The organism is Microbacterium profundi (assembly GCF_000763375.1).
GTDB classification, from domain to species: Bacteria; Actinomycetota; Actinomycetes; order Actinomycetales; family Microbacteriaceae; genus Microbacterium; species Microbacterium profundi.
This window is the reverse complement of sequence record NZ_JPSY01000003.1, coordinates 260,232-286,152: the sequence shown is the minus strand read 5'-3', so window position 1 is coordinate 286,152 and position 25,921 is coordinate 260,232. Positions and strand designations below refer to the sequence as shown.

The window sequence follows — 25,921 nt, the reverse complement described above, 5'->3', positions numbered from 1 at the left end:
CGTCAGTGGACGAACAGCAGCAGTGCGGCGACGGCGAGGAACAGCACCCCGAACACGGTGTTCAGGATGCGCTGGCCACGTGCGGTTCCCGTCACGCGCTGGAACGGCCGTGCCGCGGTCGCGAAGAAGCCCCACATCACGAGCACGTCCACTGTGACGACAGTGGCGATCAGGATCAGGTACTGGGGGAGGGCGGGCTGGTCGAGCCGGATGAACTGCGGGATGAAGGCGAGGAAGAACACGATCGCCTTCGGATTGAGCAGGTTCACCCAGAATCCGCGCCTGATCATCGACCAGCGGCTCGTCGGCGGCCGCGGTCCGTCTGCCGCTTTCTCACCGGCATCGCGGACGCGCGTCAGGATCAGCCTGATCCCGAGATACGCGAGGTAAGCCGCACCCGCGTAGCGGATCAGAGCGAACAGCACGGGCGATCGCGAGACGATGAGGCCGACTCCCGCCGCGACGATCACGACGTGCACGATCAGGGCCAGTTGCAGGCCGATCACGCCCCAGATCGAGCGCCGCCATCCTTCGGCGAGCGACGTCGACATCGTGTTGATGGCGCCGGCCCCGGGAGTGAAGCTGATGACGGCGGATGCCGCGAGCAGGGAGAGCCAGACCGTCAGTGACACCAGGCAATCCTATGGCGGCATTCACGCGTGCATTCGCGCACCCTTGAGCAGACGATCCACCACGTTCTTCGGGCTGCGCGGCGCGATGCTGTCCGATGCACGCGCACGGTGACTGGACCGTGCTGCTGATCGACATTCGTCTGATTGGCCCGGGAACCGCGGGTTGACCGATCGGCGATGGCCTTTCGCCTGCGGGGAGACCTACAGGTATCGGCAGACCTGGTCCGCGCTGCACGTGTCAGGGTCCGGGTGCGCGGCGTCGTGCCTGAGGTCGGCGATGGTGCCTTGCAGGGCGGTGAGCTGGGAGATCTGCTGCTCAATCTCGTTCAGGCGCGCGTCGAGGAGGTCGCGCACGTGCGCGCAGGGAGCGTGGCCGCTATCGCGGATGTCGAGGATCTGGCGGATCTGGGCGAGGGTGAGGCCCGCGGCCTGGCCACGGTGGACGAAGTCAATCCGGACGACAGCGTCGGGCGCGTAGTCGCGGTACCCGGACGGCGTCCGGTCGGCCGGGGGCAGCAGGCCCTGCTCTTCGTAGAACCGGAGAGTCTTCGAGGTGGTGCCCGCGCGTTCGGCGAGTTCTCCGATGCGCATAGCGGCCTCCGATCTCTTCGCAGGGGCCGCGCTTGACCTTCCTCTGCACTGGAAGGTCCAGTATGGCTGAAACGGAACAGAAGTCCAAACATTGACAGGAGCAGCAGCGATGCCGACGAAATACGACCTCGCCATCATCGGATCGGGCGGCGGAGCGTTCGCCGCCGCGATCCGCGCGACCACGCTCGGGAAGTCGGTGGTGATGATCGAGCGCGGAACGCTCGGCGGCACCTGCGTGAACACGGGCTGCGTGCCGTCGAAGGCCCTCATCGCCGCCGCCGATGCACGGCACGTCGCCGCCGACGCCGCCGATCGGTTTCCGGGGATCGCGACAACGGCGGGCCCGGTAGACATGCCCGCGCTGATCGCCGGAAAGCAGGCGCTGGTCGAGACGATGCGGGGCGAGAAGTACGCCGACGTCGCCGACTCATACGGGTGGCGGGTGCAGCGGGGAGACGCCACGTTCGCTGGCACCCCGGACGCGCCGATCCTCCACGTCGCCGGGAACGACGGGAGCGTCGAGACGATCGAGGCCGAGCACTACCTGGTCGCGACCGGTGCCCGGCCGTGGGCCCCGCCGATCGATGGCCTGGACGAGACCGGGTACCTGACCTCGACGACGTCGATGGAACTGACCGAGGTCCCCGAGTCACTGCTGGTGCTCGGCGGCGGTTACGTCGCCCTGGAGCAGGCGCAACTGTTCGCCCGCCTCGGCTCCGGGGTCACCGTGCTGGTGCGGTCCCGGCTCGCGTCGAAGGAGGAGCCGGAGGTGTCCAGGACGCTGCAGGAGGTGTTCGCCGACGAGGGCATTCGGGTCGTCCGCCGCGCGGTGCCGACCCTGGTGTCCCGAGACGCGGCGACCGGGCAGGCCGTGGTCTCCGCGGACGTGTCCGGCGGCTCGCAGGAGTTCCGCGCCGATCAGCTGCTCGTCGCTCTCGGACGCCGTCCCGTCACCGACGGCCTGAACCTCGACGCGGTCGGAGTGAAGACCGGGGAATCCGGCGAGGTGGTCGTCTCCGACCGGCTGCAGTCGTCCAATCCGCGGGTCTGGGCTGCGGGTGACGTGACCGGACACCCGGAGTTCGTGTACGTCGCCGCCCACCACGGCACCCTGGTCGCCGAGAACGCGTTCGCCGACACCGACCGGTCCGTCGACTACACCAAGCTGCCGCGGGTGACATTCACCGGACCGGCGATCGGCGCGGTCGGGATGACCGAGAAAGAGGTCGTCGCCGCGGGGATCCGCTGCGACTGCCGTGTCCTGCCCCTACATCACGTGCCCCGCGCCTTGGTGAACCGCGACACCCGCGGGTTCATCAAGATCGTCGTGGACGCCGACACGAGCGAGATCCTCGGCCTCACCGCCGTCGCCAAGGACGCCGGTGAACTCGCCGCCGCAGGAGTCCACGTGCTCGGCAAGACCATCGCTGAGGTCGCCGACGCGTGGGCCCCTTACCTGACCATGTCCGAGGGCATCCGGATCGCAGCGAAGGCCTTCACCACCGACCCGTCGCTGCTCTCCTGCTGCGCATGAAGGGCAATGCACATCGTCGCGCACACAGAATCGGAGTAACCCGCAATGTCTGACCTCAGCAGTACGAGCGGCAGTTCGGGTCGCTCTGCAACGCGCAGGAGCAGACGAACGCGTTGACTGGGCGGCTGCGGCACGCTCCAGGAAAAAGAAAAGTGGTGAGGTTCAGACCTTCGCGAGAGTGGAGACTCTCGTCGAGGGTTTGAACCTCACCACATCAGGGTGCCTGGGTAGCACGTTCGGCAACTCCTCCCCGAAGACGAAGACCCTAGTCAACCGCATGAATCGTGGTGTGTACGAGATCTCGCGGCGTCCCCTGAGTAGCGCTCCGAGGGACGATCGGGGGCCAGTCGTAAGGACTGTCGAGACGGCTCAAACTTTTCTGACCGCTGCTGAGGTGGACGCTCTCGTGGGCGACTACCTGGCCGGGATGGGCGTCAAGCACCTCGCGGAGCGGTACGGAATCCATCGTGCCACGGTGTTCTCCCACCTCCGTCGTCGCAACGTACCGAGCCGTCGGCCCGGGCTCGGCATTGATGAGAAAGCGGAGGCCGTGCGCCTTGCGCGAGCGGGAGTCTCGATGCGGGCGATCGGTCGCCGGATGGGTGTCCACCGCACGGCCGTGCGAGCGGCGCTGGTCGAGGCTGGGCTCATCATGGACGACGCCAGCGACGGTTCATAACGCACCTCCGCGCCGCTGATCCCCCAGGGCTGTCGGCGCACGTCGTCGGTGACGAACGCCGAGAGGAACCGACGATGCCGAGCTTGAGTGAACTGGCGACCGACGAACGAACGGCGCGAATGGCGCGGTCTATGCTCGTCGAACCCAACGATCCGGTGATGGGCCGCATCCTGGCTCGCCTCGGAGCTGTTGAGCCGCTCGCCGAACGCGATGGAGCGGTGGTGCGCCTCGCCGTGGATGCGCAGGTCTGGCGCGCCCGTTTCAGCGCACCGGAGGCGAAGGACGTGGCTATGAGCATCGCCCAGGTTCAGCAGTCTGACGTCCGAGCGCCGTCTCGATCGTCGACGCCGATTCGGGACCGGATGAGCTGGACCTAGCCGCAACCGACTACGAGGTGCCCGCGTCCATTGGCTGAGCGGCACGGCGGACCGCTGCCGATCCGGGCCGACCTGGCCACCTGAGAGCGCTCTCAGGCGCGAGCACACCGCTGAATCGGCTGGGATATCGTTCGGCCATGGCAAGGGCGGAGCGATGAATCACGGCACCAGCACGAGCTCGTCTCGCGCGCCGGAGCCGCTGCGCGGCGTCATCGGGGTTCGAGCCCGAGCAGCGCTGGCCGCCACCATCATCGTCGCCGTCGCGCTCGCGCTGGGTTCGGCGGCGCTCGTACTGCTGCTGCGGCGCTCGTTGAGCGCGAGTGTCGAGGCGTCGGTGCAGGACCGCGTCGAGGAGGTCTTCGTCGAGCTCGAGGCGATCCCGGCTGGAACGAGCGCCGACGCGCTGGCGCGGTCGCTAGGGTCGACCGCGCAGAGCGCGTCGCGCCAGGGCACGGTCGTGCAGATCCTCACCGCCGACGGCGACGTGGCGAGCCAGTCGGCCGACCTGGAAGGTGAGCCTGCGCTCGGCCAGCCCCTCGACCCCGCCGACGGGATCGTCTGGGACGATGCGACGCTGCCGGTGGAGGAGGAAGAGGCGTACCGAGTCGCGCGCGCCGCCATCGGGACGCCGACCGGGACGTACACCGTCCTCGTCGCGCAGTCGCTCCAGTCGGTGGACGAGAGCACGGCCGCAGTGCTGCCGCTGCTGGCGATCGGCTACCCCATCCTTGTGCTCGTCGTCGCTGTCTCGACGTACTGGCTCGTTGGTCGCTCGCTGCAGCCGGTGGAGGCCATCCGTGCGAAGGTGGCCGCGATCGGCGGACGGCAGTTGACCGAGCGCGTGCCCGTCCCCGCGGCGCAGGACGAGATCGGCCGGCTGGCCGTGACGATGAATGGGATGCTGGGGCGGCTGGAGGCGGCTCAGCTCTCGCAGCGGCGGTTCGTCGCCGACGCCAGCCACGAGCTGCGCAGCCCGATCGCCACGATCAAGGCGATGGGGGAGACGGTCGTCGCCCATCCCGACGGGGCGCTCTCTGGGACCGCCGCGGAGGCTTTCGTCGAGGAGGCGACACGGATGGAGCGGCTCGTGAACGGGCTGCTGCTGCTCGCCCGAGCTGACGAGCGCGACCGCATCCGCTCCACCACCGCCTTGACGGTCGAGGCGAGGATCGAGGCGGTGCGCGTCTCTGGGTCGTCGCCTCAGCTGGCCCAGGCCGTCCGGAACCTCGTCGACAATGCCGTGCGGCACGCGCGCGAGGTGGTGGCGCTGAGTGTGCGAGCCGAGGACGGCATTGCCGTCATCGAAGTGCGCGACGACGGGCCGGGCATCCCCGCCGCCGACCGGGAGCGCGTGTTCGACCGCTTCGTGCGGCTGGACGAGAGCAGGGCCCGCGACGAGGGCGGCACCGGACTCGGCCTCGCGATCGTCAAGGAGATCGTGCTCGCTCACGGCGGCAAGGTCGAGGTCGTCGACAGCGGCACCGGAGCTGCGCTGCGCGTCACGCTGCCGCGGCAGCGCGAGGCGTGACGCCGGGCGTGACGACGCGGACGGACCCGGACTCGAGAGGTCAGTCCCGAGCTATGAGTCGATAGCCGACACCGCGCACCGTCCTGATCGATGTGCGTCCGAACGGCTGGTCAATCTTCTTCCTCAGGTAGCCGATGTAGACCTCCACCACGTTGTGGTCGCCCTCGTAGGCCGCGTCCCAGACCGCCTCCACGATCTGCGTCTTCGTGGCGACCTCGCCGGGGTGCCGCATCAAGAACTCGAGCAGCCCGAACTCCCGCGGCGTGAGCGCGATCTCCGTCCCGCCGCGCTCGACGCGGTGGCGCACCGGATCCAGCGAAAGGTCGCCCACGCTGAGCGCGACCGGCCGCTCCGGCGCGCCGCGGCGCACGAGCGCTCGCAGCCTCGCGACGAGCACGATGAACGAGCACGGCTTGATCAGGTAGTCGTCGGCACCCAGGTCGAAGGCATCCGCCTGGTCGTATTCTCCGTCCTTCGCCGTCAGCATCAGCACGGGCGTCCAGATGCCGGCTGCGCGCATGCCCTCGCACACCTTGTAGCCGTTGAGGCCCGGCAGCATGATGTCCAGCACCACGACGTCGTACTGCTGCTCCTTGGCCTTCCACAGTCCGTCGATGCCGTTGTCGGCCCAGTCGACGCTGAACGCCTCGGCGATCAGCCCGTGTCGGACCGCCTCGGCCAGCCGTCGTTCGTCCTCCACAAGCAGCACCCGCATGCGTTCCATTGTGACTGCCGCGCTCCACTCCCGTGGTCGTTCAGTCCGCGTCGCGCAGGCGTGCCGCTCGGCGAGCGCGCACCACCTCGATCACCAGCGGGACGACAGAGATCGCGACGACCGCAAGGGCGATGGCGTCGACGTTGTGCGCGACCCGCGGCACGCCGCCGAGCCACCGCCCGGCGAGCACGGCGATCGCGACCCACGCGACCGCCCCGAGCACGTTCCAGAGGACGAAGGTGCGGTACGGCAGGCGGGACATTCCCACGACCGGTGGAACGAAGGTGCGCGCGATCGGCACGAAGCGAGCCAGCACGAGCGCTCTCGCGCCGTGCTTGAGGAAGAACGCGTCCGCCTGCTCGAGATATGAGGACTTGAGGATCCTCGCGTCAGGCGAGAACAGCCGCCGACCGTAGCGCCGACCCAGCAGGTAGCCGATCTGATCGCCGGCAATGGCTGCGGCCGCCGCGACGACCAGCACGAGCGGGATGGGAAGGCCGAGCTGCGGGCTCAGCAGTCCGGCGGCGAACAGCAGGCTGTCGCCCGGCAGGAAGGGGAACAGCAGTCCCGTCTCGACGAAGATGATGGCGGCGAGGGCGAGCAGCACCCACGGCCCTGCTCCGGTGAGGAGCGAGACCGGGTCGAGCAGGCCTGCGAGGAAGACGTCGGGCACGTGTGATTCTCCTGATTCATCGGACTGACGCTGAGCGTGCGACAGCGCCGACGGAGCGCGTTGCTCCGCCGGCGGTGGTCGGGGGTCAGGTGTTGGGGTCTTCGGCGCCGTTCTCGCCCGTCTCGTCCTGCTGCTCGGTGCCGTTCTCGGTGGCCTCGTCGGTGCACTCGGGCTCGTCAGCCTCCTGCGCGAGCACGCTCGCGTCGCCGGCGTCGACCTTGACCTCGATCACGGAGCCGTCGGCCGCGGTCACCTGGACCTCGTAGACGACGTAGCCGTTCTCGTCCTCGAGCGTCGCGTCGCCGGCGGTGCCGGGCACCGCTGCGAGCGCTGCTGCCGTCGCCTCCTCGGGCGTGACCGTGGCGAGGCTCTGCAGGCTCGCGGCCTCGTCGGCCTCGGACAGCTCCGTGTCGGTGCCGTCGGGGGAGGTCGCGTCCTGCGGCGCCTGCACGGTGCCCGTGTACGACGGTTCCTGCTCGTCGGTCGCCGAGGACGACGGCTGCGTGCTGTCGGGGTTCGCCGCCATGGCGAGGCCGGCTCCACCGAAGGCGAGCGTCGTGGCGATGATGCCGGTCACGGCTGCCTTCTTCTTGAGGTTCTTCATGGTGTGCTCCTGTTCGGTTTCCGAACCCTTGCCGGTCCGGGCCGACCCGGTGATCGAGTCGATGTGATGAGACTCCCGGTCCGGCACTGTGGCGACTCTGAGACCACCTGAGAGCGCTCTCAGGTGCGAGCGCCGCAGGCGTGCTCGATCGGGAACGCCGTGCCAGGATCGCTCCAGGCCGGCGGACAGGAGCATCGATGCAGCGGGATCGCGAGGACCCGAAGCAGACGGGTCCCGACGCGGAAGTCGAGGTCGAGCGCCACCTGGGCACGAAGGATCTGACCCGTTGGCCGTCGCGCGCCGGCCGGGTCGGCGCTTTGATGGTCCACCGCCTGAGCGAGCTGCTCGGGCCTCACGCGGCTCTCGTCCTCATCCTGGCGGTCGGCGCGGTGGTCGCAGCGCTCGCGACGCTCGCGGCGGCCTGGGTCTACGACGCGGTGACAGAATCCGACGGCGTCGCAGGCTTGGACCGTCCGGTGCTCGCGGCGTTCGTGACGGTTAGGTCGCCGTGGCTCGATACGGCGGTGACGTGGTACACGAACATCGGCGGCGTGATCGTGATGCCGATCATCGCCGTGCTCGCCATCGTCGTGCTGACGCTGCGTCGCCGCAACTGGGCGCCGGTTCTGATCATCGGGGCCGCGGGCGTGGGATCGCTGCTGATGACGGTCGTCGGCAAGGGACTCGTCGCGCGGGTGCGGCCGGGGTTCAACGACGCCGTGCCACCGTTCGAGCATTCGCCCTCGTTCCCAAGTGGGCACACGCTCAACGCCACAGCGATTGCGGGCGCGATCGCCTACATGCTGCTCCTGCGGCAGTCGAGCCGTGTCGTCCAGGTCGCGACCATCGCCGTGGCCGTGGTGTTCGCCGTCAGCATCGGCATCAGCCGCATCTACCTCGGCCACCACTGGTTCACCGACGTGCTCGTCGCATGGATGTTGGGAGTGGGCTGGCTCGCGGTCGTCATCACCGCGCACCGGCTCTATCTCACCGCGCGGCATCGACAGCAGACAGCCCTTGCGACGTAGCGCTCGCGCACCCGTTCGGCCTGCTCGGGCGTCAGCTTGCAGGGGATGTGTGCTGAAGTGCCCGCGTCCGTCGTCGGGTAACGAAGAAGGCGCGGATTGCGCGCCCGTCGTCATCGTGGCCGAGTTGTGCAGCCAGTTCGGCGGGGGGTCATGGGCATGGCATGCGCTGAGGGTACCCCGCGAAGGGCTGCACGCTCGAGAGCTGGCCTCGGTGCCCTGTAAGCGTGCTGGGCAGGCGCTGATGAGGGAGCCCACGCAAGTGACTGATTGGAGAGTGGGGACGGAAATAGGTCCGTCGCCCACCGGACTTGAACTGGTCGAACGCTCCGGCTATCGATCGACTCGTCGTCTTCGGTGAGGTAGCGAACCTCGGTGTCCAGCAGCTGGCCGCCGCTCATGCAGCCTTGACCGTTCCCATCATCCCTAGGTCCTCGTGATCGAGGATGTGGCAGTGGTAGACCGTGAGGCCCGTGAACCGTGCGAAGTCGATGCGCACCACGACCGAGCCCTGAGCCGGGACGTTCACGACGTCCCGCCACTGGGTGCCGTCGATCGCCGATCCGTTCACCTGGATCAGCTGCATCGGCCAGACGTGCAGGTGGAACGGATGATCCATCGGCGTGGGGTTGCGGATCGTCCACTCCTCCACGGTCTCCGCGCCGACGCGCTGATCGATGCGCCCCGCGTCGAATGCGCGCCCGTCGAAACCCAGGGCCATCATCCCGCCCTGCTGCGGCATGCCCATCCCCATGGTCATGGTGAAGGAGATCTCGCGCAGCGCGTCGGGAGTGCGGGAGCGCAGGTCGGCGTCGGGCGCGCGCGGGGGCACGGCGGGCAGCACCGCGGCGTCGGGCCCGCGAACTTCGACGAAGGCGAGCAGCGCCGGGCCGGAGGAGCTGCCCCCGCCGGCCATCATCCCGCCCATCATGGCGGCGCCCCGGTCGTAGCCGAGTGTGCGCAGCTGGGCACTTCCGGCCTGCATCGTCACCAGGAGATCCGCCCTGTTGCCGGGAGCCAGCAGGACCTCATCGACGGCGCGGGGCCGCGGTTCGTGCCCGGAGTCGATGCCCAGGAGCTCCAGCCGCTGACCAGGCAGCGCGAGTCGGAGGTAGCGCGCCGTGCAGGCATTGACGATCCGCCAGCGCTCCCGCTCCCGCGGCCGCGCGACGATCTCGGGCAGCAGTTGACCGTTGACCATCAGGAAGTCGCCCTCCCGGCCCATCATGCGATCTGCCTCCGAAGCGGCAGCGACGGCTCCGCCGGCGAACGAGATGTCCGAGATCACGAGCACGCGCTCGCGGGCGACCGGGAGCGCGTCGCCTTCGACCACGATGGCACCGAAGAGGCCGCCGAAGATCTGATCGGCGACGTTGCCGTGGTGGTGGGGGTGATACCAGAACACGCCGCTGGGGTGGTCGCGCGGGATGTCGAAGCGGTAGTCGAACACCTCGCCGGGTGCGAGGCTGATGAGGGGATTGTCTCCGTTCCCTGTCGGGGAGACGTGGAGCCCATGCGTGTGGAGATTGGTCGGCTCGCGAAGACGGTTCTCGAGGCGGACCTCGATGCGGTCGCCCGGGCGCACGCGCCACGTCGAGGCCGGGACGCTGCCGTTGTAGCCGAGCACGAGCGCCCTGCGGCCGGCTATCTCGTTCTCGTGCTCCGCGGCGACCAGCTCGGTGCGGAGCACGCCCCCGCGGCTTCGCAGCGAGCTCGGCTCGGCCAGCGGCCCGGAGGGCGTTGCATCGGGCGAGGTCCAGGGCAGACCCGTGCTGCTGAGCCCGAGCCCACCGACTACCACGCCCGCGGCGCCGCAGGCGCCCAGCAGCAGAGCCTGGCGGCGGGTGATCGGCTCCATCAAGGAGCGTCGCGCAGGCGTGCGACTCGCTCGTCGTACTCAGCGTGGTCGATCTCGCCACGCGCGTAGCGCTCGTCGAGAATGGCGCGCGCCGATCCGCCTCGCGGCTCCGGTGGCCGGTGGCCTCCGCGGTTCAGACCGCCGGTCGCGAGCCGCACCGTCAGGACGACGAGCGCCGCGATGCCCGCGATCATCAAGAGCAGGAACACCCACCCCATTCCGGGGCCCATGCCGCCCCAGTTGCCCATGCCGCTCCAGTTGCCCATGCCGCTCCAGTTGCCCATCAACATGCTTCGACCTCCCCGTTCTCGTGCTTAAGGCGCAGTCGCGCCGTCACTCGTTGCCGCTGCCGACTTCGGCCAGCGCTGCGCCCAGGCGGTCCGCCGCTTCGTCTGCGACCGCTCGCAGCGCCTCGTTCCCGGTGACGCCGACCATGACCTTCGGGTCGAGCGCCTCGACGACCGACGTACCGTCGCCGGCGTCGCGCACCGTGACGTTGCAGGGGAGCAGCAGTCCGATGGACTCCTCCGCCTGGAGCGCGCGGAGCGCGAGCGGAGGATTGCACGCGCCCAGGATCACCTGCGGGGGCATGTCGACATCGAGCTTCGCCTTGAGCGTCGCCGCCATGTCGATCTCGGTCAGCACGCCGAATCCCTGCGTGGCGAGCGCCGCGCGGATCGCGGTGACCGTTTCGTCGAAGGGGAGGGCGACTGTCGTGGTGATGCCGTAGCTCATGACTTGCTCCAAGCGACTCGGGGCGGGCGGGAGTCGGCCGAAGGCTTGTGCCGGCACGATCCGCGGTCCCCGCTGATGCATCCAACTATACCCCCAGGAGTATTCGAGAACAAGAGTGGATGAGCGAGGGCGGCGCCCGCCGACCCGCGTCTGTCCATCCAGGCGAGAGGCGACACGCGAGCCGTCACCGCAGCGTGTCTCAATGCCGGCGGACTGTGGCAGATCTATTCGACACCCCTGGTCGGCTGGATGCAGTCCGGTTCGCTGGTGCACGTGGCGGTCCACGCCCACCTGCTCCTCGCGGGCTACCTCCTGACGACCGCGGCCATCGGCCTCGACTCGACACCGCATCGAGCGCCTCACCTCATCACCGCAGTCGCACCCCTCGCCACGATGGCGTCGCACAGCATCCTCGCCAAGACGCTCTTCGCCACTCCTCCCGACCTGTATGCCGTCGGTGACGTGCAGCCGGCGCGCAGCTCACGTACTACGCGGGCAGCTGATCGAGGCCGCGATCGTGGCGCTCTTCTGCGCGCGCTGGTACCGAGAAGCCGGACGTCATGCGTCCCGCCGGCGGCCCGGCGGCGTGGCGGTAAGCCAAGTGCGCTGAGCTCCCCGGCGGAGGGAGCCGTCACCGGAGCGGCAGGACGCCGCGGCCCGGACCGGCGATCGAGTCGCTTCAAAGAGACCGCGTCGTACCGGCGCATGCCGCGCCATCGCTCTCCGATTCGCGGTGGAGCGTCTTGGACGTGGTGTCGGAGCCGGGAGTGTTAAGGACGTCCGGACGAGCGCAGAATGCCTCGGGCGCCATGGGGATCTGAGCGTCCGCCGATAGCCAGGATCCGTACCCGTGCAACCCTGGGCGCATGTCGATGCCGTCCCCCATTGCATGCCGCGCGCCGCGCGAGCCGAGGCGGGGGAGCTGCTGCCGTATGACGTCGCGTGGAATGCCGCCGGCGGGCTACTGCTCCTCGCCGGCGTCGCCTGGACGATCGCGCTGGCGCGCCGCGGACACCGCGCAGCATCCGCACCGCCAGCCGGAGCGGATGCGGTGACGGCATCGGATCGTGGCCGATGAACTGATCCTGCTCGGCCGCGCTGGCGGGCCGATCTGCACGCGAGCTCGCCGCGGCGTTGGCGCGAGTGCGTCTCGGCGCACTGCGCCGGAGCCCTCGTCATCGGAACCGACGGCCCACGACACGTCCTCGACGACTAGCAATCGGCGAGGCAGCACGAGGGGGCGGCTGAAGCCTGCGCTCTAGCGGGGGCCTCGCTGGTCGAGCGGCTGGCGGGCTTCGGGGATGCCAAGCGTGTTGTGCTCTGCGGCGGTGGCACTGACTCGCGCGAGCAGCGATGCCGGGCACCAGCCGCGGACTGCGCCGGTGAGGAGGAGCGCAGCGCCGAGCGTGGCGGCGATGGCGAGCGGCGCGTCGTGCAGGTTGCTGAGCGCGAACGCGCCGGTCAGCGCGCCGACAGCGGCCTGCACGACGCGTTCGATGCTTCCCGGAGCGCAGACCGGGGCGCGGCGGCGGGAAGTCACGGCGCCTCGGCGGCTGCGCGCTGCTCGGCGACCTGGCGGCGCACGTCGTCCATGTCGAGCGCGCGGACGCCGGCGATGAGGCTGTCGAGCTGGGCCTGGCCCAGCGCGCCGGGCTGCGAGAAGACGAGGATCCCGTCGCGGAAGGCCATGAGCGTCGGGATGGACGTGATGCGGAACGCCGCGGCCAGCTGCTGCTGGTCCTCGGTGTCGACCTTACCGAACACGATGTCGGTGTTCGACGCGGCAGCTCGGTCGAAGACGGGCGCGAAGCTGCGGCAGGGGCCGCACCATGCCGCCCAGAAGTCGAGGAGCACCATGCCGTCGCCGGCGATGGTCGAGTCGATCGTTTCGATGGTGATGTCACGCGTGGTCATGTTCGGGGTTGCTCCCTGGATCGGTGATGGTCGGATGGGCCGGCGTCAGCGCCCGATTGCGAGGCCGGTCGCCGCTGACGCGCTCTTGAGCGCGCCGAGGTCGGTGACGTCCGCGAAGCCGGCCTCGCGCATGAGCGCGACCGCCTGTGCTGACCGGCTGCCGGACCTGCAGTGGACGAAGTAGGGCGCATCAGGGTCGAGCGAGGGCAGTGCCGCGGCGAGGTCGCCGTTCGACACGTCGAGGAGGACCGCGCCGTCGAGGTGACCGGATGCCAACTCGGGCGCGGTGCGCACGTCGATGACGACGGCGTCCGCTGGAGCTGCGACGCTGCCAGGGGGCGTCGATGCGCAGCCTGTCGTGACGGCGGCGAGCGCGAGGCCGGCGAGGCCGGCGAGCTGGGTTCTGGTCATGGTGTTCTCCGGTGAGCGGTGTCGTTCAGGTGAGCGGGAGGTGGAGCGCGAGCTGCTGCACGAGCAGCGCGACGGCCACGCTGAGCACGAGCACCGCGAATCCGGTGCGCAGTGCCCGTTCGGGGATGCGGCCGGTGAGCGCCGAGCCGAGGAAGGAGCCCGCCACGGCGATTGCGGTGAACGGCAGCACCAGCGCCCAGGGGATGTCGGGGAGTGCTGGTTGGGCCGCGAGCCCGGCGAGCGATTGCATCGCGATGACGAGCAAGGATGTGCCGATCGCGGCCGACGCGGGCAGGCCGGCGAGCAGGATCAGCGCGGGGACGATGAGGAAGCCGCCCCCCGCGCCGACCAGCCCGGCGAGTGAGCCGACAACCGTTCCGAGCACGAGGACGAGGGCGATGCGCGGCCGAGCGGGCTCCGCCCGGTCGTGACGCGGGCGCCGGCGAAGCATCGCCACCGCGGCGGCGATCATCGTGCCGGCGAGCAGCACCATGAGCACGCCTGGGGGCAGCGTGCGGCCGAGCAGCCCGCCGACGAGCGCGCCGACGACACCGGCCGCTCCGAAGACTACCCCGACACGCCAGCGCACGCGGCCCGCGCGAGCGTGCTGCAGCAGTCCGAGGGCGCTCGTCGTGCCGACGATGAGCAGTGACGACGCGATGGCGGCTCGCGGCTCCACGCCGCCGACGGCGGTCAGGATGGGCACGGCGAGGATCGAGCCGCCGCCGCCCAGCAGGCCGAGGCTGATGCCGACCAGCAGGGCGAGCGCAAGAACGGCGATGGTGGCGGTCGGCGTCATCGGGCGCCTCGATCCTCGGCGGTCAGCTGGTCGCCGGCTCGCGCCCGGTTGTCTGGAGCCACCCGAGGTAGGAGCCGTCGAGCTCGACGACGTCGACGCCGGCCCGGCGCAGTGCGCTGGCGACGACGCTGTTGCGCACGCCGCTCTGGCAGTACGTCACGACGGTGCCGTCCGCGGGCAACTCGTCGAGGTGCCACAGCGCGCGGCCGCCGCTGAGGTGCGCGGAGCCGGGGATGTGCCCGTCGGCGTGCTCGGAGCTGCCGCGCACGTCGACCAGGTTCACGTCGGCGAGGCCGTCGAGCTCCTCCGGCTGCAGCAGTCGGGGCTGCACCAGCTCGAGCCCGTCGAGGGAGCGGATGAAACCGTCGACGGCGTCGATGCCGACCCGCACGAGGTGGTCGCGCATCCGCTCCGCCTCCTCGCGGTCGTCCGCGAGGAGAACGAGCGGCCGGTGCTCCGCCTCCGGATCGTAGACCCACGCCCCGTAGGTCGCGGCCTTCGCTGCGCCCGGGATGTTGAGGGAACCGACCACGGTGCCGTCGTGCACCTGCCGGCGGTCCCGAGTGTCCACCAGGATCGCGAGGTCGCGCTCCAGGAGGTGCTGCACCTCCGCAGTGGACCGCTCGGGGAGCGGTGCGCGGGGGTGGAGCACCGCGGGGCCGGTGCGGTTCTGGGACTTCATTCGGGCGAAGTACGCGTGGGCGTCGGGCTGGCCGGAGAGTAGCTCGTCGACGAAGCCTTGCTCGTCGTCGGCGGCGAGGTAGGGAGCCCACCACGAGAAGGCGCGCTCGTAGCCGACGGTCGTCGCCGCGATCGCGCCGAGCGACTTGCCGCACGCGCTGCCGGCACCGTGCGCTGGCAGCACCTGGACGTAGTCGGGCAGTGTCAGGAAGCGGTCGCGCAGGCTCGCGAAGAGTTGGTGAGCGCCCTCGAAGCGGGTGTCGACGCCGCCGGCCGCCTCGTCGAGCAGGTCCGGTCGGCCGACGTCGCCGACGAACACGAAGTCGCCGGTGAGCATGAAGCCCGGCTCCTGGGCCTGCGCGCCGTCGGTCACGAGGAACGACAGGTGTTCGGGCGTGTGGCCGGGGGTGTGCACCGCTCGCAGCGTCACGTTGCCGACGACGATCTCGTCGCCGTCGTGCATCCGGTCGGCGTCGTCGAAGCCGGTGCCGTAGGTCCAGTCGGGTCCGCCCTCGTCGGAGACGTGCATGCGGGCACCGGTGCGCGCCGCGAACTCGCGGGTGCCTGAGAGGTAGTCGGCGTGGATATGGGTCTCGGTGACGTGCGCGATGCGCAGGCCGTGCTTGTCGGCCAGTCGCATGTACTCGTCGACGTCGCGGCGGGGGTCGATCACGATCGCCTCGCCGGTCGCCTGGCAACCGATGACGTAACTCGCCTGTGCGAGGTCCTCGTCGTAGATGCGCTCCAGCAGCATGATGCTCTCCTTGTTCGTCGTCGTCGTCGTTGTAGTCGTCAGCAGTGGCAGCGGTCGGCCGCCGGGACGCCCCCGAGGGCCTCCTCGACGTGCTGGCCGCATCCGGCCCAGCTCGGCTTGCCGCAGCGGTCGCAGGTGATGCGTGCGCACATGGTGATGTCCTCTCGTCAGTGGATCAGCGGCCGAACAGGCGCGCGAGGAAGCCGGGTCGCGAGGCCTTCGCCTCATCGATGTCGCGCTGCGTGTGCCGGCCGGGGCACCAGTCGGATGCCGGGACCGTGCGGCGCACGTCGTTCACGTGCTGGCCGCAGCCAGCCCAGGTCGTCTTCCCGCAGATGTTGCACTTCGCGGCTCTGCACATCTCGCCCTCCTGGCGGTGTCGATGAAGGTTGAATACCCCGGGGGGTATCCAAACTATACCCTGGGGAGTATGGTGGATGTCAACCCAGGAGGAATCCGATGAGCATCAGCCCAGACATCGTCGCGGCGCACGACCCGGAGGCGAAGCGCAAGATCGTGAATCGGCTGCGGCGCGCGCACGGCCAGCTGGCAGCCGTCATCGCTGCGGTCGAGGACGAGGCCCACTGCCGCGACGTCGTGCAGCAGCTCTCCGCAGTGTCGAAGGCCGTCGACCGGGCTGGCTTCCTGGTGGTCGCCGGTGCCCTGAAGGAGTGCCTAGCCGAGGAGCCGGGCGACGGCGAGCGCATCGACGAGCTGGAGAAGCTCTTCCTCTCGCTCGCTTAGAGATTCCGGCGGGCGTCTCCGTGCCTCGGTAAGCACGCCGAGCAAGTGTGGCCCTCGCCATGCTTTTCCCTGGTGGGCCGCCGAGGCAAAGAAATAGGGCCAGGTGCGAACTTCCTCCAAGGGTGGTCCCTTGGTCGAAAGTTCACACCTGACCCGTCTGTGGGTGGCTAACGGGGCTTGAACCCGCGACCCCCGCGACCACAACGCGGTGCTCTACCAACTGAGCTATAGCCACCATGTGCCGGCCGGAGCAGGCAACCAGACGATTCTATTACACGTCCGGGGTGAACGACGACACGGTGCGTTCCGAGATGGCGCGGGCCTCATCACTCGATGGCCCAGGCTCGGCCACGAACACCGCTTCGCGGTAGTACTGCAGCTCGCGGATCGACTCGAGGATGTCTGCCAGTGCGCGATGCCCGCCGTCTTTGGCCGGCGCCTGGAAGAACACGCGCGGGTACCAGCGGCGCGAGAGTTCCTTGAAGCTGGAGACGTCGACGTTGCGATAATGCAGCCACTGATCGATCTGCGGCATGTACTTCGCCAGGAACATGCGATCGGTGCCGATCGTGTTGCCCGCCAGCGGTGCCTTGCGCTCGAGCGGCACGAACCGCTTGATGTACTCGAGCGTCTGAGCCTCGGCATCCGCCAGCGAGACGCCGTCGGGGATCTCATTGATCAGACCTGACGACTCGTGCATCTTCGTGACGAAATCGTTCATGTTCGCGAGTGCCGAGGCGTTGGGTTTGATGACGACCTGGAACCCGGGGTCGAGTGGGCGGAGCTCGAAGTCGGTGATGACGACGGCGATCTCGACGAGTTCGTCAACCGAAAGATCGAGTCCCGTCATCTCGCAGTCGATCCAGACGAGTCGATCATTCTCGGACGCAGCTACCATGCGTTCAGTCTACTGAGCGCATGGACATCGCCCGGATCACGGTACCGTAGAGGTATTCCGCCTCCGTAGCTCAGTGGAAGAGCATCGGTCTTCTAAGCCGTTGGTCGCAGGTTCGAACCCTGCCGGGGGCACCACGCACCGCTATCAATGAAGAAGGGACTGCACCGCGTCGTCTGGTCGCCAGAATTCGCCCACGATGCGGAATGCGCCCGTCGCGAGATGCAGACGCTCAGCGCGATAGCGGAGCCCGAGCGGGTCGGCGACGATGCGCAGGTGACCCAGGATGCGGCCGGTGGCGTCTTGAACTCGCCACAGCTGTTCGGAGGCTCTGACGAGCTGCTCTCGTTTCGATTCGAGCTGCGGCGTGGCGTATCGCACCTCTGGCAGGTGCAGGATCTGTGTATCGGACATCTGGTTCTCCTTCCGATTCGAACATATGACCGACCACGGACATTGCGATGACAGGAGCGGCCGCATCCTTTCCTCCACTGATCAGGCTTTCGTCCCCTCTCTCCACCGAACGTGGGTTCTGCGCTGCGCGCGATGCGCGCGACGAGGCACTCTGGGGCGATCCGGGCGCGTCCCGGGCACTTGATGGAAGAGGAGATTGACATGAACGACAACGTGACGATCCTGGGGCGCGTCGGCGCCGATCCGAAACGAAGTGAGACCGCGAACGGGGTCGCGGTGGTGAACTTCCGCGTCGCCAGCCCGCAGCGCCGCTTCGATTCGAAGACGCAGACGTGGATCGAGACGGGCACCAACTGGTACAACGTCTCCGCGTTTCGCCAGCTGGCCGATCACGTGAAGTCCTCGCTGCACCAGGGCGATGGCGTCATCGTGACCGGGAAGCTGAAGCTTCGCGAGTGGGAGAACGCCGAACGCAAGGGGATGAGCGCCGACATCGACGCGGAGGCCATCGGGCACGATCTGCGTTGGGGCGCCAGCGCCTTCGCGAAGGCGAGCCGTCCCTCTGCTGCGGCGCACGACTCGACTCCGACCGATGTCGACCCCGCAACGGGAGAGGTTCTCGGTGCCGAGCCGGATGCAGAAGCCGATGACTCCGACAGCGAGCACGCGTCGTCGACGGAGCCGGCGATGGCACTCGTCGGTGGGCCGTGGTCGACCGAGGATTGACGCAGCCGGGCAGTCGCACTGCCTGAGCGCCCTCGCCACGCGGCGAGGTGGGGAGCACGACGGGAAACCTTTAGAATCAGAGCGTGCCCCGTCGACTCCCCGCCCTCCGTCTGCGTGGGCTGATGGGAGTGGTGCTCCTGATGGCAGGGCTCGCGCTGGCGGGCTGCGCCCCCGAATCGACCGTGACGCCGACGGCGAGTCCATCGGCGAGCGCGGAGTCGACGCCATCGGCCTCGACGACACCGGATGCGCCGGTCATCCAGCCGGATGGCTCCGCCGAGGACAACCTGCCGATCTTCTCCGCGATCACCGGCCAGGTCTGGGCATCTGAGAACCGCGCTTCCGGTCGCGCTTACATCGACGCACTGATCGCGTCGGGATTCGACCGGACCGCGATGCAGGTGACGCAGGACCTGACGACGGTCGGCAACCCGGTCGAGAGTCTGCAGTTCTCGGTGCGGTGGGGTGAGGACGAATGCCTCATCGGTCAGGTCGGGCCATCCACAGGAGAACCCGTCACGGTGGTCGTCGACCAACTCGCTGAGGGACGCTGCCTGGTCGGCAACACCCGCCCGATCGACTGGTGATCCTTAGCCGGTAGGCTGGAGTGTCGATCTTCGACGCCTACAAAAGGAGCGGTTCTCAGTGGCTGAGTACATCTACTCGATGGTTCGTGCGCGCAAGGCGGTGGGCGACAAGCTCATCCTCGATGACGTGACGATGTCATTCCTCCCGGGGGCGAAGATCGGCATGGTCGGCCCGAACGGCGCTGGTAAGTCGACGATCCTCAAGATCATGGCCGGCCTTGACCAGCCGTCGAACGGTGAAGCGAAGCTGTCGCCCGGGTACACCGTCGGCATCCTCATGCAGGAGCCCGTGCTCGACGAGACGAAGTCGGTGCTCGAGAACATCCAGGAGGGCGTCGCGATCAAGCCGAAGCTCGACCGGTTCAACGAGATCTCCGCACAGATGGCGGATCCTGACGCCGACTTCGACACGCTGCTCGCCGAGATGGGCGTGCTGCAGGAGGAGATCGACGCGGCAGACGGCTGGGACCTCGACTCCCAGCTCGAGCAGGCCATGGATGCGCTTCGCACCCCTCCCGGAGACGCCGAGATCGCCCCCCTCTCCGGCGGTGAGAAGCGCCGTGTGGCACTGGCCAAGCTCCTGCTGCAGAAGCCGGACCTGCTGCTGCTCGATGAGCCAACCAACCACCTCGACGCCGAGAGCGTGCTGTGGCTCGAGCAGCATCTGCAGGCGTACAAGGGCGCTGTCATCGCCATCACCCACGACCGGTACTTCCTCGACAACGTCGCGGAGTGGATCGCCGAGGTCGACCGTGGCCGCCTGATCGGCTACGAGGGCAACTACTCGACCTACCTGGAGAAGAAGGGCGAGCGCCTCGCGATCCAGGGCAAGAAGGACGCCAAGCTCGCCAAGCGTCTCAAGGACGAACTCGAGTGGGTGCGCTCCAGCGCCAAGGGCCGCCAGACGAAGTCGAAGGCGCGTCTGGCTCGCTACGAGGAGATGGCGACCGAGGCGGAGCGCACCAGGAAACTCGACTTCGAGGAGATCCAGATCCCTGCGGGTCCGCGTCTCGGCAGCGTCGTCATCGAGGCGAAGAATCTCAAGAAGGGCTTCGGCGATCGCACGCTCATCGATGGGCTGAGCTTCAGCCTCCCACCCAACGGCATCGTCGGCATCATCGGTGCCAACGGTGTGGGAAAGACCACGCTGTTCAAGACGATCGTCGGTCTCGAGCCACTGGACAGCGGAGATCTCAAGATCGGTGAGACGGTCAAGATCAGCTACGTCGACCAGTCGCGCGCCAGCATCGACCCCGACAAGAACCTGTGGGAGGTCGTCTCCGACGGGCTCGACTTCATCACTGTCGGCAAGACCGAGATCCCCTCGCGCGCCTACGTGTCGAAGTTCGGCTTCAAGGGACCGGACCAGCAGAAGAAGGCGGGCGTGCTCTCCGGTGGTGAGCGCAACCGCCTGAACCTCGCTCTGACGCTCAAGGAGGGCGGCAACCTGCTCCTCCTCGATGAGCCGACCAACGACCTGGACATCGAGACCCTCGGTTCACTCGAGAATGCACTGCTCGAGTTCCCCGGCTGCGCCGTGGTCATCACTCACGACCGGTGGTTCCTCGACCGCATCGCGACGCACATCCTGGCCTACGAGGGCACGGACGAGAACCCGGCCCAGTGGCACTGGTTCGAGGGCAACTTCGAGTCCTATGAGAAGAACAAGATCGAACGCCTCGGCCCGGATGCCGCCAACCCGCACCGCTCGACGCACCGCAAGCTGACGCGTGACTGACGCTCCCACCGCGGTCGCGTCGAGGCTGCACGTTCCCATCCACCTGCGGTGGGGCGACCTCGACGCGTTCAATCACGTCAACAACACCTCGATGCTCAAGCTTCTCGAGGAGGCGCGCGTGCGCGCCTTCTGGAAGGCCGAGGAGGGGGAGACTGCGCCGCCCACGGCCGTGCTCAACTCAGGCATCGAGGCGGGGACGCTGACGCTGATCGCGCGGCAGGAGATCGAGTACCTCGCACCGGTGCCGTATCAGCGGCGCCCCCTCGAGGTGCAGATGTGGTTCGGCAAACTCGGCGGGTCAAGTCTTGAGGTCTGCTACGAGGTGTACACCGACCCTGCGAACGAGACGCGCGTGCTCTACGCGCGCTCGACCGCCGTGATCGTGCTCGTGGATGCGCAGAGCGGACGCCCGAAGCGCATCACTCCGGAGATGCGTGAAGCATGGACGCCGTACATCGGCGAACCGATCACCTACGCGCACCGCTGACGTTCGCGCCGACGGCGTGATCAGCAGGTGAGTTCGATCAGGCGTCCGGGACCCTGATCATGATCTCCTGCGTCACACTCGCCGCGAGGTCGCCGTCGTGCGTATAGATGCGTCCGGTGGCGAGTCCGCGACCGCCACGGGCATTCGGTGACTCCTGCACGTACAGCAGCCACTCGTCGACGCGCGCCGGACGATGCCACCACATCGCATGATCGAGGCTGGCCACTTTCAGCCCGGGCATCGCCCACGGCACGCCGTGGGCGCGCAGGATCGACTCCTGGATGCTCATGTCACTGAGATACGCGAGCGCGGCCCGGTGGAGGCGGGGATCCTCCGGCATCGGAGCGCGCATCCGCATCCACACGGCCTGCTGCGCCTTGCGTTCGCCGTCGGCCACGAGATACAGCGGGGACTCGACGTGACGCATGTCGACCGGACGGTCCGTCAGCATCCGCAGTGCCTGCGGGTGCCCGCCCTCGACGCGTGCTTCATCCGATGGGATGTCATCCGGTGCGGGGACGCCCCCCGGCATCGGCTGCGCGTGCTCGACGCCCGGCGCTTCGTCCTGGAACGACGCGATCATCGAGAAGATCGGCACGCCGTTCTGGTAGGCCTGCGAACGCCGTGTCGAGAAGGAGCGACCGTCATGGATGCGATCGACGGCGATCGTGAGTCCCTGCGTGGAATCGCCGGGGCGGAGGAAGTAGCCGTGCATGGAATGCACCGCGCGATCCTCCGGCATCGTCCGCTCGGCCGCGATGAGGGACTGACCCAGCACCTGGCCGCCGTAGATGCGTCCGGTGGGCATGCTGTGCGAGCGTCCGGTGAAGATGTCTTCTTCGGTGCGCGCCTGCGTCTCGTCCAGATCCAGCACCTCGAGCAGGTTGTCGACGGATGCCTGAGCCCGTGCCGCTTCGCTCATGGCTCTCCTCACTGCGACCGCACGGCCGCCTCGTTGGTAGTTTAGAACGCGTGCCCCCTCGTCTCGTTCTCTCCGATTCCGACACGGCTCGAGACGTTCTCACGTTCCTCGGCCGCGCGATGCGGGTCTCTGACGACGGCATCCGCCTGCAGGGCAGAAATGGCGTTCTCGCACTGACGGCGTCTGCGCTCGCGCCCAAGGGGCTGTTCGATCAGACGCCGACGGTCCTCGCGATGCGGATCGTGCATGCCGACCCCGAACTGGAGTGCGACATCGTCGTCGACGAACTCGCGCAGGATCAGGACGAGCGGATGCTGACACTGCCGGAGACCGGGCGTTCACCCGCGTGGGCCGGGGTGGCGCCGCCGCGCGGCGGGTGGGAGCCTGCCGGCCGACTGGACTCCGCGACGATCGCCCGCCGCGCGCAGTGGGGGATCTCCGCCGTCGCCCGTGGCGCGACGCCTGGTGCGGGCGAAGAGGCCGTCAGGGCGCTCAGAGCGGCGATCTGGGGTGAATCAGACGAAGACCTCGGGGGTCTCGTGCGCGGCATCGCGTTCGCGGCGCACGCGTTCGGATTCATCTCCGGAGAAGAGCAGATCCCGGTGACCACGTCGGGACGGTGGACACGACTGGCGTTCCGCCGGGGCCACGTGCTCGCCCGCGGTCCGATGGCCAGCGGACTCACCGCCGTGCGCAGCACGGGGACGCAGAACTAGAGCGTCCGCGCAGCCGCCCGGCCGGCCTGCCGCCCGGAGAACAGGCACCCGCCGAGGAACGTGCCCTCCAGCGCCCGGTATCCGTGCACGCCGCCGCCACCGAATCCGCTCGCCTCGCCCGCAGCGTACAGGCCGGAGACGACCGATCCGTCGGCTGCCAGAACGCGTCCGTCGAGATCCGTCTCGATCCCGCCGAGCGACTTGCGTGTGAGCACGTGCAGCTTCACCGCGATCATCGGGCCGGCGGACGCGTCCTGGAGCCGGTGCGGGCTCGCTGTGCGGATGAGCTTGTCCCCGCGGTAGGCACGCATGGATCGCAGCATCCCGATCTGCGCGTCCTTGGTGAAGTCGTTCCCGATCTCGCGGTCTCGGGCGATCACTTCGCGCCGTACCAGCTCCAGATCGAGCAGATCGCCTCCATCGGCCTTTCCCATCTGCTGCAGCAGCGAGTCGAGGTCGTTCTCCACGATGAAGTCCTCGCCTTCGTCGAGGAAGGACTGCACAGGGCCGGTCGGACCTTTCGCGAGACGTGACTTCAACAGCAGTGCGACGTCCTTGCCGGTGAGATCCGGGTTCTGCTCGCTGCCCGACAGCGCGAACTCCTTCTCGACGATCTGGCGCGAGGTGACGAACCAGGAATGGTCGTGTCCGGTCGCACGCAGATGCTGCAGCGTGCCGAGCGTGTCGAAACCCGGAAACAGCGGCACAGGCAGACGCTTGCCCGTCGCGTCCAGCCAGAGCGACGACGGTCCAGGCAGGATCCGGATGCCGTGCGCCGGCCACACAGGATCCCAGTTCTTGATGCCCTCGACGTAGTGCCACATCCGATCGCCGTTGATCAGGTTCGCCCCCGCACCCGCCGCGACCGGATACATCGACCCGTCGACGTATGCGGGGACTCCGGTGAGCATGTGCCCAGGCGGAGTGCCCAGCCGGTCCGGCCATGCCGCACGCACCAGGTCGTGGTTGCCGCCGATACCGCCGGAGGACACGATCGTCGCACCCGCGGTGATCTCGAAGTCGCCGACGACATCGCGCGCCGATGCCACTCCCCGTGCGGCCGGGTCTTCGACCAGCACGTCGCCTCTCGCACCGACCACCGCACCGTCGGTGACGATCAGTTCGGTGACGCGATGGCGGGGGAGGATCGTGAGGGATCCGGAATCCTCGGCGCGATGCGCGGCATCAGCGAACGGAGCGACGATGCCGGGGCCGGTACCCCAGGTGATGTGGAACCTCGGCACCGAGTTGCCTGGGCCGATCGCACCGTAGCCGCCGCGCTCCGCCCAGCCGACGACGGGGAAGAACCCGACGCCGCGTTCTCGCAGCCACGCACGTTTCTCGTCTGCGGCGAACTGCAGGTAGGCATCGGCCCATGCGCGTGGCCAGCGGTCCTCCTCGCGGTCGAACCCCGCATTGCCGAACCAGTCCTGCGTGGCGAGCTCGAGGGAATCCTTGATGCCGAGCCGGCGCTGTTCGGGCGAGTCGATCAGGAAGAGCCCGCCGAACGACCACCACGCCTGTCCGCCGAGGTTCGAGCGCGGTTCCTGATCGATGAGGATGACGCGTCTGCCTGCGGTCGTGGCCTCAACAGCGGCGACGAGGCCCGCCAACCCCCATCCGATCACGAGAACGTCTGCGGAAAGGGGCGTGGTGGTCATGGGGTCTCCGTTGAATCCTGACTGCTGCTGCGGGTCTCGAGGGTCGATCGCCCAGCGGGCGCCGGACCGATGCCCGACGGCTCCGTGGTGTTCACCATGGCATAAGCGGCGCGCTCCAGGTAGTCCCAGAGGGTGGCATCGTGCAGCGGGGACAACTGCACCTCGTCGAGCGACGTGCGCATGCAGCGAAGCCAGCGGTCGCGTGCATCCGGATCGACGTGGAACGGCATATGACGCATCCGCAGGCGCGGATGGCCCCTCGTCTCGCTGTACGTGGACGGACCGCCCCAGTACTGGGCGAGGAACATCGTGAACCGCTCTGCGGCCGGCCCGAGATCCTCTTCGGGATACATGGGGCGCAGCACCGGATCGAGCGCCACCTCTCGATAGAAGCCGTTGACGATCGTCTCGAATGTGGCGTATCCGCCGACCTCGTCGTAGAAAGTCATGACTCGTCCTCCGGCTTGTTCTTCGGGGCTGCCCTGGTGTCCTTCTTGCGCCAGATGCCGCGAGAGACCGGCGGCACGCCGGTGACGGCATTGGGCTTGGTGGTGGGCGGATTCGCGCCGCGCACGCGCCGTGCACCCTCTGGACCTGTGGGGACGACCGATTCGAGGCTGGGGATGGCGAGCCCCATGTCCTCGATCGCGACCTTGAGCCGCATGCGCAGCTCGCGCGCGACATCATCCTTCGCGTTCGCGCGGGTCTTCAGCACCACGCGGATGACGAGGGCCTCACCCGAGATCGATTCGAGCCCCCACACCTCCGGACGCTCTACGATGCGGGTGCGCCACTTGGGATCCTTCGAGAGACCCAGTGCGGCTTCCAGGAGGGCGGCCTCGACGTCTGGCACGACGGCATCCACCGGCACGCCGAGATCGATGATCGCGCGGGCCCAGCCCTGCGACATGTTCCCGATGCGCAGCATCTCGCCGTTGCGGACGTACCAGAGCGTTCCGTTCACATCGCGCACCTGCGTGACGCGTACGCTCACGTGCTCGACGACGCCGCTGGCGAGTCCGGTGTCGACGACGTCGCCGATGCCGATCTGATCCTCGGCGACGATGAACAGGCCGTTCAGCACGTCCTTGACGATGTTCTGCGCCCCGAAACCGAGGCCGGCGCCGATCGCGGCGGTGAGCAGGGTGAGAGACGTGATCAGATCAGGGGCGATCACCGCCATCACCATCAGCAACGCCACGATCACGACGGCGACGTTGATGATGTTGTGCAGGATGCTGCCGAGCGTGCGGGTGCGCTGGATCAGGCGCATGTCGGCGAGAGGGGATCGCTCGAGCGCCTGCGTGTCCTCGACGTTCGCCTTCGACTTGGCGGTGTCGACGATGCGGTGCACGACCCGGCGGACGACGAAACGGAGTGCCAGTCCGATGAGGAACGCGACCACGATGATGATCGCGATGGTGATCGCCTTGCCGCCGATCACCTTGAGGATCTCGAGGAATGACACCCACACCTCGTTCGCCGTGTCCGGCGCGGTGTCGGTCTCGAAGGGAAGCATCA

33 protein-coding genes and 2 tRNA genes are annotated in these 25,921 nt (G+C 68.4%); 14 read left to right on the top strand and 21 right to left on the bottom strand.

Going from position 1 to position 25,921, the window contains the following annotated elements; translation table 11 throughout:
- Window positions 1-2 precede the first annotated feature (2 nt).
- Together JF52_RS0114090 and JF52_RS0114085 are read right to left on the bottom strand one after the other, a co-directional pair.
- Window positions 3-632: a LysE family transporter gene (locus tag JF52_RS0114090; RefSeq protein WP_033107203.1), complete on the bottom strand. Its 630-nt coding sequence runs from the start codon at window positions 630-632 to the stop codon at window positions 3-5.
- A 201-nt stretch (window positions 633-833) separates the two neighbouring features.
- Window positions 834-1,223 carry a heavy metal-responsive transcriptional regulator gene (locus tag JF52_RS0114085; RefSeq protein WP_033107202.1) on the bottom strand — a complete coding sequence of 130 codons (390 nt, stop codon included), beginning with the start codon at window positions 1,221-1,223 and terminating at the stop codon, window positions 834-836.
- A 109-nt stretch (window positions 1,224-1,332) separates the two neighbouring features.
- Here JF52_RS0114085 and merA point away from each other — a divergent pair, with 109 nt between their 5' ends.
- The 4 genes from merA to JF52_RS0114065 all read left to right on the top strand — a co-directional run bounded on the left by merA (window position 1,333) and on the right by JF52_RS0114065 (window position 5,341).
- Complete coding sequence (merA, locus tag JF52_RS0114080) at window positions 1,333-2,757, top strand: mercury(II) reductase (RefSeq protein ID WP_033107201.1); 1,425 nt, start codon at window positions 1,333-1,335, stop codon at window positions 2,755-2,757.
- Between the two features lie 394 nt (window positions 2,758-3,151).
- The gene (locus JF52_RS0114075; RefSeq protein WP_177243847.1) at window positions 3,152-3,436 is read left to right on the top strand and encodes a helix-turn-helix domain-containing protein; all 285 of its coding nucleotides are present in this window, start codon (window positions 3,152-3,154) and stop codon (window positions 3,434-3,436) included.
- Between the two features lie 131 nt (window positions 3,437-3,567).
- Window positions 3,568-3,813, top strand: a complete 246-nt coding sequence (locus JF52_RS17665; RefSeq protein ID WP_200881029.1) for a hypothetical protein — start codon at window positions 3,568-3,570, stop codon at window positions 3,811-3,813.
- 154 nt (window positions 3,814-3,967) lie between these two features.
- Window positions 3,968-5,341 carry a sensor histidine kinase gene (locus tag JF52_RS0114065; protein WP_052167054.1) on the top strand — a complete coding sequence of 458 codons (1,374 nt, stop codon included), beginning with the start codon at window positions 3,968-3,970 and terminating at the stop codon, window positions 5,339-5,341.
- A 40-nt stretch (window positions 5,342-5,381) separates the two neighbouring features.
- Here JF52_RS0114065 and JF52_RS0114060 read toward each other — a convergent pair whose 3' ends face one another.
- The 3 genes from JF52_RS0114060 to JF52_RS0114050 form a co-directional block, all read right to left on the bottom strand.
- Entirely contained in the window at window positions 5,382-6,056 is a 675-nt protein-coding gene (locus JF52_RS0114060; protein ID WP_033107200.1) for a response regulator transcription factor, read from the bottom strand.
- Between the two features lie 40 nt (window positions 6,057-6,096).
- The gene (locus JF52_RS0114055) at window positions 6,097-6,729 is read right to left on the bottom strand and encodes a VTT domain-containing protein (protein ID WP_016465075.1); all 633 of its coding nucleotides are present in this window, start codon (window positions 6,727-6,729) and stop codon (window positions 6,097-6,099) included.
- Window positions 6,730-6,814: 85 nt separating this feature from the next.
- Window positions 6,815-7,333, bottom strand: a complete 519-nt coding sequence (locus tag JF52_RS0114050) for a PepSY domain-containing protein (protein ID WP_016465076.1) — start codon at window positions 7,331-7,333, stop codon at window positions 6,815-6,817.
- A gap of 197 nt (window positions 7,334-7,530) precedes the next feature.
- Here JF52_RS0114050 and JF52_RS0114045 point away from each other — a divergent pair, with 197 nt between their 5' ends.
- Window positions 7,531-8,361 carry a phosphatase PAP2 family protein gene (locus JF52_RS0114045; RefSeq protein ID WP_033107199.1) on the top strand — a complete coding sequence of 277 codons (831 nt, stop codon included), beginning with the start codon at window positions 7,531-7,533 and terminating at the stop codon, window positions 8,359-8,361.
- Window positions 8,362-8,755: 394 nt separating this feature from the next.
- Here the strand turns inward: JF52_RS0114045 and JF52_RS0114040 are convergent, their stop codons facing one another.
- Genes JF52_RS0114040 through JF52_RS0114030 form a run of 3 tightly spaced genes read right to left on the bottom strand, consistent with a single transcriptional unit; the run spans window position 8,756 to window position 10,951 of the window.
- Window positions 8,756-10,216, bottom strand: a complete 1,461-nt coding sequence (locus JF52_RS0114040; RefSeq protein ID WP_033107198.1) for a multicopper oxidase family protein — start codon at window positions 10,214-10,216, stop codon at window positions 8,756-8,758.
- Window positions 10,216-10,500, bottom strand: a complete 285-nt coding sequence (locus tag JF52_RS0114035) for an SHOCT domain-containing protein (protein ID WP_232212130.1) — start codon at window positions 10,498-10,500, stop codon at window positions 10,216-10,218. Before JF52_RS0114035 ends, JF52_RS0114040 begins: the two co-directional genes overlap by 1 nt.
- 49 nt (window positions 10,501-10,549) lie before the next feature.
- Window positions 10,550-10,951 (bottom strand): DUF302 domain-containing protein, encoded by a 402-nt coding sequence (locus JF52_RS0114030; RefSeq protein ID WP_016465080.1) that lies wholly within the window; start codon window positions 10,949-10,951, stop codon window positions 10,550-10,552.
- A gap of 150 nt (window positions 10,952-11,101) precedes the next feature.
- On the opposite strand from JF52_RS0114030, the gene JF52_RS18040 reads away from it, so the two are divergent.
- Together JF52_RS18040 and JF52_RS0114025 are read left to right on the top strand one after the other, a co-directional pair.
- Window positions 11,102-11,725 carry a cytochrome c oxidase assembly protein gene (locus tag JF52_RS18040; protein WP_083428857.1) on the top strand — a complete coding sequence of 208 codons (624 nt, stop codon included), beginning with the start codon at window positions 11,102-11,104 and terminating at the stop codon, window positions 11,723-11,725.
- Window positions 11,726-11,801: 76 nt separating this feature from the next.
- Window positions 11,802-12,029, top strand: a complete 228-nt coding sequence (locus tag JF52_RS0114025; protein WP_143187273.1) for a hypothetical protein — start codon at window positions 11,802-11,804, stop codon at window positions 12,027-12,029.
- A gap of 180 nt (window positions 12,030-12,209) precedes the next feature.
- Here the strand turns inward: JF52_RS0114025 and JF52_RS0114020 are convergent, their stop codons facing one another.
- The 6 genes from JF52_RS0114020 to JF52_RS0113995 form a co-directional block, all read right to left on the bottom strand.
- The gene (locus tag JF52_RS0114020; protein WP_016465082.1) at window positions 12,210-12,491 is read right to left on the bottom strand and encodes a YgaP-like transmembrane domain; all 282 of its coding nucleotides are present in this window, start codon (window positions 12,489-12,491) and stop codon (window positions 12,210-12,212) included.
- Complete coding sequence (locus JF52_RS0114015; protein ID WP_016465083.1) at window positions 12,488-12,865, bottom strand: thioredoxin family protein; 378 nt, start codon at window positions 12,863-12,865, stop codon at window positions 12,488-12,490. Before JF52_RS0114015 ends, JF52_RS0114020 begins: the two co-directional genes overlap by 4 nt.
- Before the next feature lie 45 nt (window positions 12,866-12,910).
- Complete coding sequence (locus tag JF52_RS0114010; RefSeq protein WP_016465084.1) at window positions 12,911-13,276, bottom strand: rhodanese-like domain-containing protein; 366 nt, start codon at window positions 13,274-13,276, stop codon at window positions 12,911-12,913.
- Window positions 13,277-13,301: 25 nt separating this feature from the next.
- Entirely contained in the window at window positions 13,302-14,075 is a 774-nt protein-coding gene (locus JF52_RS0114005; RefSeq protein ID WP_033107195.1) for a sulfite exporter TauE/SafE family protein, read from the bottom strand.
- Window positions 14,076-14,097: 22 nt separating this feature from the next.
- A complete protein-coding gene (locus JF52_RS0114000) occupies window positions 14,098-15,510 on the bottom strand; it encodes an MBL fold metallo-hydrolase (RefSeq protein WP_033107194.1) in 1,413 nt (470 codons plus the stop codon).
- A gap of 175 nt (window positions 15,511-15,685) precedes the next feature.
- Window positions 15,686-15,871, bottom strand: coding sequence for a hypothetical protein (locus JF52_RS0113995; protein WP_016465088.1), 186 nt, complete (start codon window positions 15,869-15,871; stop codon window positions 15,686-15,688).
- Window positions 15,872-15,969: 98 nt separating this feature from the next.
- Between JF52_RS0113995 and JF52_RS0113990 the strand changes: the two genes are divergently transcribed.
- Window positions 15,970-16,254: a metal-sensitive transcriptional regulator gene (locus JF52_RS0113990; protein WP_016465089.1), complete on the top strand. Its 285-nt coding sequence runs from the start codon at window positions 15,970-15,972 to the stop codon at window positions 16,252-16,254.
- A gap of 162 nt (window positions 16,255-16,416) precedes the next feature.
- Here the strand turns inward: JF52_RS0113990 and JF52_RS0113985 are convergent.
- Window positions 16,417-16,489, bottom strand: a tRNA-His gene (locus tag JF52_RS0113985).
- A 36-nt stretch (window positions 16,490-16,525) separates the two neighbouring features.
- Window positions 16,526-17,152 (bottom strand): oligoribonuclease, encoded by a 627-nt coding sequence (gene orn / locus JF52_RS0113980; RefSeq protein WP_033107193.1) that lies wholly within the window; start codon window positions 17,150-17,152, stop codon window positions 16,526-16,528.
- 59 nt (window positions 17,153-17,211) lie between these two features.
- Between orn and JF52_RS0113975 the strand changes: the two genes are divergently transcribed.
- Window positions 17,212-17,286: transfer RNA gene (locus tag JF52_RS0113975), tRNA-Arg, on the top strand.
- 10 nt (window positions 17,287-17,296) lie between these two features.
- On the opposite strand, the gene JF52_RS0113970 is transcribed toward JF52_RS0113975, so the two are convergent.
- The gene (locus tag JF52_RS0113970; RefSeq protein ID WP_052167053.1) at window positions 17,297-17,563 is read right to left on the bottom strand and encodes a hypothetical protein; all 267 of its coding nucleotides are present in this window, start codon (window positions 17,561-17,563) and stop codon (window positions 17,297-17,299) included.
- A 201-nt stretch (window positions 17,564-17,764) separates the two neighbouring features.
- Here JF52_RS0113970 and JF52_RS0113965 point away from each other — a divergent pair, with 201 nt between their 5' ends.
- The 4 genes from JF52_RS0113965 to JF52_RS0113950 all read left to right on the top strand — a co-directional run bounded on the left by JF52_RS0113965 (window position 17,765) and on the right by JF52_RS0113950 (window position 21,101).
- On the top strand, window positions 17,765-18,289 hold the full coding sequence (locus JF52_RS0113965) for a single-stranded DNA-binding protein (RefSeq protein ID WP_033107192.1): 525 nt from the start codon (window positions 17,765-17,767) through the stop codon (window positions 18,287-18,289).
- An 83-nt stretch (window positions 18,290-18,372) separates the two neighbouring features.
- Window positions 18,373-18,876, top strand: a complete 504-nt coding sequence (locus JF52_RS17865) for a DUF6993 domain-containing protein (RefSeq protein WP_033107191.1) — start codon at window positions 18,373-18,375, stop codon at window positions 18,874-18,876.
- A gap of 58 nt (window positions 18,877-18,934) precedes the next feature.
- Window positions 18,935-20,614 (top strand): energy-dependent translational throttle protein EttA, encoded by a 1,680-nt coding sequence (ettA, locus tag JF52_RS0113955; RefSeq protein WP_033107190.1) that lies wholly within the window; start codon window positions 18,935-18,937, stop codon window positions 20,612-20,614.
- Window positions 20,607-21,101: an acyl-CoA thioesterase gene (locus tag JF52_RS0113950; protein ID WP_033107189.1), complete on the top strand. Its 495-nt coding sequence runs from the start codon at window positions 20,607-20,609 to the stop codon at window positions 21,099-21,101. The genes ettA and JF52_RS0113950 overlap by 8 nt, the downstream gene beginning before the upstream one ends.
- 37 nt (window positions 21,102-21,138) lie before the next feature.
- Here the strand turns inward: JF52_RS0113950 and JF52_RS0113945 are convergent, their stop codons facing one another.
- Entirely contained in the window at window positions 21,139-22,023 is an 885-nt protein-coding gene (locus JF52_RS0113945) for an acyl-CoA thioesterase (RefSeq protein ID WP_033107188.1), read from the bottom strand.
- A gap of 50 nt (window positions 22,024-22,073) precedes the next feature.
- On the opposite strand from JF52_RS0113945, the gene JF52_RS0113940 reads away from it, so the two are divergent.
- Window positions 22,074-22,739 (top strand): hypothetical protein, encoded by a 666-nt coding sequence (locus tag JF52_RS0113940; protein ID WP_033107187.1) that lies wholly within the window; start codon window positions 22,074-22,076, stop codon window positions 22,737-22,739.
- On the opposite strand, the gene JF52_RS0113935 is transcribed toward JF52_RS0113940, so the two are convergent.
- From JF52_RS0113935 to JF52_RS0113925, 3 genes are read right to left on the bottom strand one after another with little or no spacing between them, the layout of a single operon-like run.
- Window positions 22,736-24,400 carry an FAD-binding dehydrogenase gene (locus JF52_RS0113935; protein ID WP_033107186.1) on the bottom strand — a complete coding sequence of 555 codons (1,665 nt, stop codon included), beginning with the start codon at window positions 24,398-24,400 and terminating at the stop codon, window positions 22,736-22,738. The genes JF52_RS0113940 and JF52_RS0113935 overlap by 4 nt on opposite strands.
- Window positions 24,397-24,849, bottom strand: coding sequence for a globin (locus JF52_RS0113930; RefSeq protein ID WP_033107185.1), 453 nt, complete (start codon window positions 24,847-24,849; stop codon window positions 24,397-24,399). Before JF52_RS0113930 ends, JF52_RS0113935 begins: the two co-directional genes overlap by 4 nt.
- Window positions 24,846-25,919 carry a mechanosensitive ion channel family protein gene (locus JF52_RS0113925; RefSeq protein WP_084595887.1) on the bottom strand — a complete coding sequence of 358 codons (1,074 nt, stop codon included), beginning with the start codon at window positions 25,917-25,919 and terminating at the stop codon, window positions 24,846-24,848. The genes JF52_RS0113930 and JF52_RS0113925 overlap by 4 nt, the downstream gene beginning before the upstream one ends.
- Between the last annotated feature and the right edge of the window lie 2 nt (window positions 25,920-25,921).

Coding starts and splice junctions, on each gene's coding strand:
- JF52_RS0113995 (WP_016465088.1), bottom strand. CDS start 15,871: ATGTGCAGAGCCGCGAAGTGCAACATCTGCGGGAAGACGACCTGGGCT.
- JF52_RS0114045 (WP_033107199.1), top strand. CDS start 7,531: ATGCAGCGGGATCGCGAGGACCCGAAGCAGACGGGTCCCGACGCGGAA.
- JF52_RS0114030 (WP_016465080.1), bottom strand. CDS start 10,951: ATGAGCTACGGCATCACCACGACAGTCGCCCTCCCCTTCGACGAAACG.
- JF52_RS0113945 (WP_033107188.1), bottom strand. CDS start 22,023: ATGAGCGAAGCGGCACGGGCTCAGGCATCCGTCGACAACCTGCTCGAG.
- JF52_RS0114050 (WP_016465076.1), bottom strand. CDS start 7,333: ATGAAGAACCTCAAGAAGAAGGCAGCCGTGACCGGCATCATCGCCACG.
- JF52_RS0113935 (WP_033107186.1), bottom strand. CDS start 24,400: ATGACCACCACGCCCCTTTCCGCAGACGTTCTCGTGATCGGATGGGGG.
- orn (WP_033107193.1), bottom strand. CDS start 17,152: ATGGTAGCTGCGTCCGAGAATGATCGACTCGTCTGGATCGACTGCGAG.
- JF52_RS0114065 (WP_052167054.1), top strand. CDS start 3,968: ATGAATCACGGCACCAGCACGAGCTCGTCTCGCGCGCCGGAGCCGCTG.
- JF52_RS0113930 (WP_033107185.1), bottom strand. CDS start 24,849: ATGACTTTCTACGACGAGGTCGGCGGATACGCCACATTCGAGACGATC.
- JF52_RS0113925 (WP_084595887.1), bottom strand. CDS start 25,919: ATGCTTCCCTTCGAGACCGACACCGCGCCGGACACGGCGAACGAGGTG.
- JF52_RS17665 (WP_200881029.1), top strand. CDS start 3,568: ATGCTCGTCGAACCCAACGATCCGGTGATGGGCCGCATCCTGGCTCGC.
- JF52_RS0113970 (WP_052167053.1), bottom strand. CDS start 17,563: ATGTCCGATACACAGATCCTGCACCTGCCAGAGGTGCGATACGCCACG.
- JF52_RS0114040 (WP_033107198.1), bottom strand. CDS start 10,216: ATGGAGCCGATCACCCGCCGCCAGGCTCTGCTGCTGGGCGCCTGCGGC.
- JF52_RS0114010 (WP_016465084.1), bottom strand. CDS start 13,276: ATGACCAGAACCCAGCTCGCCGGCCTCGCCGGCCTCGCGCTCGCCGCC.
- JF52_RS0114035 (WP_232212130.1), bottom strand. CDS start 10,500: ATGGGCAACTGGAGCGGCATGGGCAACTGGAGCGGCATGGGCAACTGG.
- JF52_RS0114015 (WP_016465083.1), bottom strand. CDS start 12,865: ATGACCACGCGTGACATCACCATCGAAACGATCGACTCGACCATCGCC.
- JF52_RS0114085 (WP_033107202.1), bottom strand. CDS start 1,223: ATGCGCATCGGAGAACTCGCCGAACGCGCGGGCACCACCTCGAAGACT.
- JF52_RS0114005 (WP_033107195.1), bottom strand. CDS start 14,075: ATGACGCCGACCGCCACCATCGCCGTTCTTGCGCTCGCCCTGCTGGTC.
- JF52_RS0113990 (WP_016465089.1), top strand. CDS start 15,970: ATGAGCATCAGCCCAGACATCGTCGCGGCGCACGACCCGGAGGCGAAG.
- JF52_RS0114060 (WP_033107200.1), bottom strand. CDS start 6,056: ATGCGGGTGCTGCTTGTGGAGGACGAACGACGGCTGGCCGAGGCGGTC.
- merA (WP_033107201.1), top strand. CDS start 1,333: ATGCCGACGAAATACGACCTCGCCATCATCGGATCGGGCGGCGGAGCG.
- JF52_RS0113965 (WP_033107192.1), top strand. CDS start 17,765: ATGAACGACAACGTGACGATCCTGGGGCGCGTCGGCGCCGATCCGAAA.
- JF52_RS0114000 (WP_033107194.1), bottom strand. CDS start 15,510: ATGCTGCTGGAGCGCATCTACGACGAGGACCTCGCACAGGCGAGTTAC.